At 63.2% G+C, this 7,179-nt stretch carries 9 protein-coding genes; 6 read left to right on the top strand and 3 right to left on the bottom strand.

Features of this window, described 5'->3' with window-relative positions; all coding sequences use genetic code 11:
* Nucleotides 1-37: 37 nt before the first annotated feature.
* From Y705_RS21360 to Y705_RS0111320, 6 genes are all read left to right on the top strand, one after another.
* Complete coding sequence (locus tag Y705_RS21360; protein WP_026532934.1) at nucleotides 38-748, top strand: ABC transporter permease family protein; 711 nt, start codon at nucleotides 38-40, stop codon at nucleotides 746-748.
* 113 nt (nucleotides 749-861) lie between these two features.
* A complete protein-coding gene (locus Y705_RS0111305) occupies nucleotides 862-1,947 on the top strand; it encodes a PLP-dependent cysteine synthase family protein (protein ID WP_026532935.1) in 1,086 nt (361 codons plus the stop codon).
* A gap of 117 nt (nucleotides 1,948-2,064) precedes the next feature.
* Nucleotides 2,065-2,196, top strand: coding sequence for a hypothetical protein (locus Y705_RS23415; RefSeq protein ID WP_275450811.1), 132 nt, complete (start codon nucleotides 2,065-2,067; stop codon nucleotides 2,194-2,196).
* A gap of 11 nt (nucleotides 2,197-2,207) precedes the next feature.
* The gene (locus tag Y705_RS0111310) at nucleotides 2,208-2,600 is read left to right on the top strand and encodes a sulfite exporter TauE/SafE family protein (protein WP_049822639.1); all 393 of its coding nucleotides are present in this window, start codon (nucleotides 2,208-2,210) and stop codon (nucleotides 2,598-2,600) included.
* 678 nt (nucleotides 2,601-3,278) lie between these two features.
* Nucleotides 3,279-3,755 (top strand): GreA/GreB family elongation factor, encoded by a 477-nt coding sequence (locus Y705_RS19325; RefSeq protein ID WP_049822640.1) that lies wholly within the window; start codon nucleotides 3,279-3,281, stop codon nucleotides 3,753-3,755.
* Nucleotides 3,756-3,919: 164 nt separating this feature from the next.
* Complete coding sequence (locus Y705_RS0111320; RefSeq protein ID WP_026532936.1) at nucleotides 3,920-5,167, top strand: cation:proton antiporter domain-containing protein; 1,248 nt, start codon at nucleotides 3,920-3,922, stop codon at nucleotides 5,165-5,167.
* Between the two features lie 235 nt (nucleotides 5,168-5,402).
* Here Y705_RS0111320 and Y705_RS0111325 read toward each other — a convergent pair whose 3' ends face one another.
* The 3 genes from Y705_RS0111325 to Y705_RS0111335 form a co-directional block, all read right to left on the bottom strand.
* Nucleotides 5,403-5,852 carry a hypothetical protein gene (locus tag Y705_RS0111325; RefSeq protein ID WP_216698785.1) on the bottom strand — a complete coding sequence of 150 codons (450 nt, stop codon included), beginning with the start codon at nucleotides 5,850-5,852 and terminating at the stop codon, nucleotides 5,403-5,405.
* 137 nt (nucleotides 5,853-5,989) lie between these two features.
* Nucleotides 5,990-6,715, bottom strand: a complete 726-nt coding sequence (locus Y705_RS0111330) for a redox-sensing transcriptional repressor Rex (RefSeq protein WP_081737997.1) — start codon at nucleotides 6,713-6,715, stop codon at nucleotides 5,990-5,992.
* Nucleotides 6,716-6,843: 128 nt separating this feature from the next.
* Nucleotides 6,844-7,107, bottom strand: coding sequence for a glutaredoxin family protein (locus Y705_RS0111335; RefSeq protein WP_049822641.1), 264 nt, complete (start codon nucleotides 7,105-7,107; stop codon nucleotides 6,844-6,846).
* Nucleotides 7,108-7,179: the final 72 nt, after the last annotated feature.

Raw genomic sequence — 7,179 nt, forward strand, 5'->3', positions numbered from 1 at the left:
AAACGGCTAAAACGCCCCTAAGTGGGGCCATTTCAGAGTGCCATACCCAACCCCAGGCAGCGACCCCCAGGATCCGAAGCGTCCCCAGTACGGCGAGAACGCGCCGCAACCCCAATACGGCGAGCAGGGCCAACAGGGCCAGCCACAGTACGGGCAGAACGCGCCGCAACCACCCCAGTACGGGCAGAACGCACCCCAGCCACCCCAGTACGGGCAACAGGGACCATACGGCCAGTCCGGCCAGCCCCAATACCCGGGATACGGCTACCAGGCGGGCCAGCCGAGCTACTCCTACCCGGGCGGTCAAGGCGATATGCAGGCCCAGGGCAAGGGTCCGGTTCCCCAGAAGGTGAACACCGCTTATTGGCTCATCATTGCCGCTGGAGTCGTCAACCTGTTCGCCGCCGTCTTCATGTCACTGAACCCGCTGGGGGCGATCACGCCGGGCCAAATCGCCGATCTCGAGGCATCCGGGATGGACCCCGCCTCACTTACCGGCCTGATTTCCACCATTGTCATCGTCGTCGCGATCATCTCGCTGGCCCTCTATGTCCTGATCGCCGTGATGATCCGCCGCGGCAAGAACTGGGCCCGCATCACCGGCACCGTCTTTGCCGCGCTGTCGATCTTCGGTATCGCTTCCGGTTTCCTTGCTGCGATCTCGGTTCTGCTCGGGGTCGCCGGTATCGTGCTGTGCTACCTGAAGCCGTCGAACGAGTACTTCGCGAAGCGCCCCCTGGGGTACTAGCGCGGCCTGCCGTTGCTGCTCCGGCGGTGATCGCGGTGGAGTGAGGTTCGGCAGCATCTTCGACAGAACAGGGAAGCGCGCCCCACGAGGGCCCGATCAGTATGCTGTGGGGCATGAGGTTTTCCGGTGGGCAGGATCGCGCGTGGTCGGATGAGGCGATCCGGCGGATTGAAGCGGAGGCCAACCGCTCAGCCGATACTCATCTGTTCGCCGTGCCGGTTCCCGAGGCTTGGGGAGTGGACATCTACCTCAAGGATGAATCGACGCACCGGACCGGGAGCCTCAAGCACCGCCTGGCGCGGTCGCTTTTCCTGTTCGGGCTCGTCAATGGCTGGATCCGGCGTGGCACCACGATCGTCGAAGCTTCAAGTGGGTCCACCGCTGTATCGGAAGCCTACTTCGCCCAACTGCTCGGGCTGCCCTTCGTGGCGGTGATGACGCGTTCCACGAGCCCCGAGAAGATCGTGCTGATCGAGAAGTATGGCGGCTCGTGCCACTTCGTCGATGAGGCGTCCCAGATGTACGAAGCCGCCGAGCGCATCGCCGAGGACAGCGGCGGACACTATATGGATCAGTTCACCTACGCGGAACGGGCAACCGATTGGCGTGGCAACAACAACATTGCTGAATCCATCTTCCGGCAACTTGAACACGAACGGTTTCCTGTGCCGGAGTGGGTGGTGGTGGGGGCCGGCACCGGCGGAACCAGCGCCACGATCGGGCGATACCTGCGCTACCATCGCCACCGGACACGCCTTGCCGTCGTCGACCCTGAGCACTCCGCCTTCTACCCCACCTGGGCACGCCCGGATCAGACGGCGACAGGCCGCCCCTCCCGGATCGAGGGAATCGGCCGCCCGCGGCCGGAACCAAGCTTCATCCCCTCGGTGATCGACGAAATGATTCAGGTGCCCGACGCCGCATCAGTGGCGGCATCGCGTCATCTCCTCGCCCTCACGGGTCTGTCTGCCGGCCCTTCCACCGGCACCAATCTGTGGGGCGTCTGGCAACTGGCCGCTCAGCTGATAGCCACCGGGCAGCAGGGGAGCATCGTCTCGATTCTGTGCGATGCAGGTGAACGTTACGCGTGCTCATACAACAGTGACAGGTGGCTTGCCGAGCATGGGCTCGATCCAACCACTGCACTGACCATCCTCGAGGAGTTCTTCGCGACGGGAATCTGGCCCGTGGAACGGTAAGGCTCTACCAGGTAGATCCGCCGTTGAGCATGAACTCCTCGCGGGGCCGGCCTGTGTGCCTGAAAGCTCGTTCGGTGCACTCGTGACCGAAGCGGACAGGGAGCCCGCGTCCGTCAGGTGGCCCTGACAAGCGCCACAGGAGCGCTGGGCGGCGCGGGCCTGCTGCTCGTCCTGCCGTCAGACGCGTTCGAGGCGGCGGTACCCGCCCTCATCCTCACCGCAGCGGTCCTTATCGGGTCCAACCACTGATTTCGCGGTGGTTGCGTGGCCGCCGCACCAGGGTCAAGCCCGCAGGCGGGCTGCTGTCGGTGCCGCTACTCGCCGCATGTACAATTCTGGGCGTCTACGGCGGATATTTCGGTGCCGCCCAAGGCGTCATCCTGGTGGCGTTCCTCGCGCTCGGCCTCGACGAACCGATGCAGCTCGTCAACGGCCTGAAGAACATCGCCGTGCTCTCGGCCAATGTCGCAGGCTCGCTCGTGTTCGTCTTCGCCGCGCCCGTCAACTGGACCGTCGTCGGCCTGCTTGCTGCCGTCTCGCTTCTCGGCGGTCGGGTGGGCGCCCGCGTTGGACGCCGCCTGCCGGCCTGGGTATTTCGGACACTCGTGGTGCTCATGGGCCTGGTGGTCGGACTCCGCCTCCTCCTGGCCTGAAATCTGACCAGAGCGGTCAGAACCACTGCGGTTCCAGAATCCGCAGGAAAATGCAAACCGTCCACTGCCGTAATGCAAGAACGAATAGGCATTACAAGTGAACTTCATCTTCTGGATTTCATTTTTTCCCGACGACTGGATTCACCTTTTCTCCCCCCTTTGCGAATCGAATGTTTCAGGACGCACAAAAATCCCAGGCTGCTTCCGGTAAATATTCAGGAAACGTCCGCTGAAGGAAAGTGCTCGGTGATGCGTTCAACGGTTGACACCAAGGAGTCCTGGTTGCCGACCTGTTGTCCGTGGCCGCCTGCACTACCGCTGGTTCTTGCGGAGCTTCGCGAACAGCAGCTCGCTGGACTGAGCCTTCGCCCTCTTCTCGGATCGTTTTTCAAGGATCGACTTTCCTTGTTTCTTTGTTCCGGTACTCCTCGGGGACTTTCCTGACAACGGGATCACCGCCTTTTCGACTCTCAATACCCAGAACCATACCCACTTAAAAATAAAATGCCAGTCAGCGTGGTTCCTTGTCTTCTACAGTGGCTCGACAGGGCGCTGTTCGTTCGGGCTTGCTATAAATAATAAAAGGGCTGAACTCGGAAATTCCTACCTTTTCGTCTACTTTTTCATGATCGTCCTCCGTGGTGCGGAGGGCGGTCATACGTGTTTCGAGGAGTGAACATGCAGCTTCCAGTCCCACCCGTCACCTGGCTCACGCCAGAATCCCATAGGCGCCTGCAAGGCGAGTTGGACGTGCTCATGGATGCACGTGGCGGCCAGGAGGAATCCACCGAACGGGTGGCCATCGAAACACGCGTCCGGCAACTGGTGGCCCTGCTCAGGAACGTTCGGGTGCACTCCCCCGAGGATGATGGAATCGTCGAGCCCGGGATGCTGGTCGAGGCTCTCATCGACGGCCGAACGGAGAGTTTCCTGATGGGAAGCCGAGAGATCTTCGGCGACGATGATCTTGACGTCTTCAGCGAGAAGAGCCCTCTTGGGGTCGCCATCTACGGCAAGAAACCAGGAGATGAGGCAACTTACGTGGCTCCCAGTGGCCGGCCTATCTCCGTCACCGTCATCTCGGCCACACCCTATGCGGGGCCGGGCTCCCACCCCGCTCACCTGGCCACAGGGACATTGGACACAGCGAGCTGAACCGATGAACGGGAGTGAGTCGAAGTGCGTGTCCAGTGTGGGCCACGGGCGGCCACCGACCTGTCCAGGGCGGTGGCGACATCGGTAAGGCTACTGTGGGACCAGTGAAAGTCGGGGCCGGGCCGCGGTTTTGAGGACCCTCCGGCAGGAAAGCGAGGATCCACGTGGACATCAATCTGGTACTTGCCCTGTTCGCCGGCGCGCTTCTCGTTTTCGCTTCCTTCTCCACCGTGCTGCAGCGGGCGAGCCCGCCCGGGCCGCTGCTTTGTCTGGCGTTCGGAGCGCTGATCGGCCCCCACGCCCTGGACCTGCTGCGGGTAGAGGGCTTCGGGATACCCACGGGCACGCTGCTCGAGCAGACCGCCCGGATCACCCTCGCGATTGGGCTCGCCGGAGTGGCGCTGCGCCTGCCGCACGGTTACTGGCGGGACAACGTGCGGTGGATCGCGGCCGTGATCGGCCTGGGCATGGCCCTGATGCTCATCGTCGCCACCGGGGTGCTGTGGTGGGGGCTGGGCGTGCCGTTCCTGGTGGCGCTGCTGGTCGGGGCGATCATCACCCCGACCGATCCGGTGGTCACCACCCCCATAGTCACCGGGTCCCTGGCCGAGCAGAAGGTGACCGAGCGGGTCCGGCACAACATCTCGGCCGAGAGCGGGATCAACGACGGGCTGGCCTATCTGTTCGTGATGCTACCCGTGCTGCTGATGACCAAGCCAGAGCAGGCATGGTACGAGCTGCTGACGAAGGTCCTCCTGTGGGAGGTGTTCGGTGCCGCCGTCGTCGGAGCGGTCGCCGGGTACCTGCTGGGCAAGCTCTTCATCCTCGTACACGACAAGGGTCTGATGGAGGAAAGCTCGTACCTGGCGTTCATCGTGCCCCTGGCACTGCTGCTGCTCGGGGCCGGCAAGCTCATCGGCACCGATGCCCTCCTGGCCGTCTTCGTGGGCGTGGCCGTCTTCGGTCAGGTCATTCCCCAGCGCGAGGAAGCGCAGGAGGACAAGGTCCACGACGCCGTGGCCCGGCTGTTCCTGCTTCCGGTGTTCCTCCTGCTCGGGATCGCGCTGCCGATCGGTGAATGGGCCGGTTTGGGCTGGGTTGCCCCCGTGGTCATCATCGCCGCGGTGCTACTCCGTCGGCTGGTCACCCTGTGGTTGCTGCGGCCCCTGTTCACGGACATCCACGACCGCTCCGAAACAGTGTTCCTGAGCTGGTTCGCCCCGGTGGGGGTCTCTGCGCTGTTCTACGCCACCCTGGCCGAACGCCACACCGGCAACCACGAGATCTTCATCTACACCACCCTGGCCATCACCGCCTCCGTCCTGGTCCACGGGCTTACCTCAGCGCCTTTCAGCGCCTGGCTGAAGCACCGGGAACCGCAGGTCAAGGAGAGGGAAGATACGCCGAAATAGTTTATGGAGAACGGTGTCCTCGTTGAGAATGCTCACCGGGTGCGGGCCTCACCCCGTTGGCTGGACGCCCCGCTCCCTATCCCGCCACCGCAACTCAATGCTCCACCTGCGCTGCCCAAGCCCACTACCGTGAGAGAGCGGCTTCACATCACCCGGATCTGTAGCGCCAGGTGTCGCGGGAAGCACGCGCTCCGCGAGCGAACGCCCGGGCTGCCGGTTCCTGCGGTGAGGTTATCTAGGATGCTTCGGTTGATTGAAAGACGTGGTCGTAGATGACGCCGGTTGCTGCGGCCTGGACGAATTTGTTGACCAGGTCCACTGTCCATTCCTCCGCGCTCCAGGTGCCGGGCTTATACAGGCCAAGAGCTGTGTTGAGCAGGACGTCCCCCGTGTAGACCACGGGAAATACGACGGCGATCGCCTTGGCTCCCCGCAGACCGGTGTGGGCTGTGGCGCCGTACGCCGATCCCCACATGGTTCCCAGTGCGAAGTGGGTGGCCCAGTTCAGCTGCTCGCGCCCCTGCTGGGTTGTCGGATGGATGGGCAAAATCCGTTCCGCGAAGTCCGCCGGCGCGTAGCTGGTTTCACGGCCGGTCAGAGGCATTTCGACGAATTTCTGGAAGGCCGTCATCACTACGGTCCCGGCAACACCTGCCGCCATACCCCGGACGATCGATCCCATCATGGAAGGCTTCTTTTTAGTAAGCATGCTGTTGATTATGGCCTTGTCCGGCCGTACCTGCAACCGCTACAAAAGGCGTGTGGTTTCGGTGGTTGCTCAGTGATCACGCAGCTAAGCCGACGTGTGCCGGATATTGATGGCTACTGTGCAGAACGTGCTCCGGACGCCGGAGGGAGTTCCGGTTCCTGTGCGCGTTGCGCGTGATAGGCAAGAATCTGCAGTTCGGTAGACATATCGACTTTACGCAGCTGCACCTGCGCGGGCACCGAAAGAACCACCGGGGCAAAACTGAGGATGCTCGTGATTCCTGCTGCCACAAGGCGGTCGCATATCTCCTGCGCCACGGCTGCAGGCACCGAGAGCACCGCCATATTGGTTCGGGTGCGCTCGATCACCACCTCGAGATCGTCTATGGCGCTCACCCGCAGCCATCCCACTTCGGCTCCCACCACCAGTTGGTCGGCATCGAAGAGCGCCACGATCTCAAAACCCCGTGAGACGAATCCCGAGTATCCGGCAAGTGCCCTTCCCAGATTGCCTGCCCCGATGATCGCGACGCGCCAATCCAGCGTCAGGCCGAGCGCCGTCGAAATCTGCCGGTTGAGGTACTGGACCTCATAGCCCACACCCCTTGTGCCGTACGAGCCGAGGTAGGAGAGGTCCTTGCGCACCATCGGGGAATTCACTCCCGCGGCGTCGGCCAGTTCCTCGGAGGAAACCCGCTCGGTCCCCTCGGCCAGCAGCGAATTCAGGGCCCGCAGGTAGATGGTCAACCGGGTGAGCGACGCCGGGGGAATTTCGCGTCCGCCATCACCTACCGGATGAAGCCCCTGTATGTTCGACGTCGTCACTTGTGTCTGCTCCATTGCGTCGCCGGGTATTGCCGGGGGCGGCACCCCCATCCGCGGACCTGACGATCCGCGGAAGTACCACTACTTTATGCCGCTGGCACAGACCCACCAAGCCGGGTCCGCCAGCTCCGCCGAAAGCGCGCTCAGCCGCCGATGAGCCTGCGGAGCCGTGCCTCGTCGATGACCCAGAAGTCCCGCTGCACGCCGTCGATCAACAGCACCGGAAGTTCTTCGGCGAACCGTTCCATCAGGTCGGGGGCATCGACCACCGACCGCTCCGTCCAGCCGAGCCCAAGACTTGCCGTGACGCGCTCCACCACGTCCCGCGCTTCGTGGCACAGATGACAATCCGGCCGCGTAAGCAGTACGACGTCGTAGGTTTCGCATTCCGTGGGCTGTGCATCCATGGAACCCAAACTACTCTCCCGCCGGTGGCGCGGCGCCCGCTCCGCAAGGACTTAGACTCGAGCTATGCCGGC

It is taken from the genome of Arthrobacter sp. H41 (assembly GCF_000520535.1).
GTDB lineage: Bacteria > Actinomycetota > Actinomycetes > Actinomycetales > Micrococcaceae > Arthrobacter_D.

Bases quoted from the DNA above. Each gene is read 5' to 3' on its own strand.
- Y705_RS0111305 (WP_026532935.1), top strand. From the start codon at position 862: ATGAGGTTTTCCGGTGGGCAGGATCGCGCGTGGTCGGATGAGGCGATC.
- Y705_RS19325 (WP_049822640.1), top strand. From the start codon at position 3,279: ATGCAGCTTCCAGTCCCACCCGTCACCTGGCTCACGCCAGAATCCCAT.
- Y705_RS0111325 (WP_216698785.1), bottom strand. From the start codon at position 5,852: ATGATGGGATCGATCGTCCGGGGTATGGCGGCAGGTGTTGCCGGGACC.
- Y705_RS0111330 (WP_081737997.1), bottom strand. From the start codon at position 6,715: ATGGAGCAGACACAAGTGACGACGTCGAACATACAGGGGCTTCATCCG.
- Y705_RS0111335 (WP_049822641.1), bottom strand. From the start codon at position 7,107: ATGGATGCACAGCCCACGGAATGCGAAACCTACGACGTCGTACTGCTT.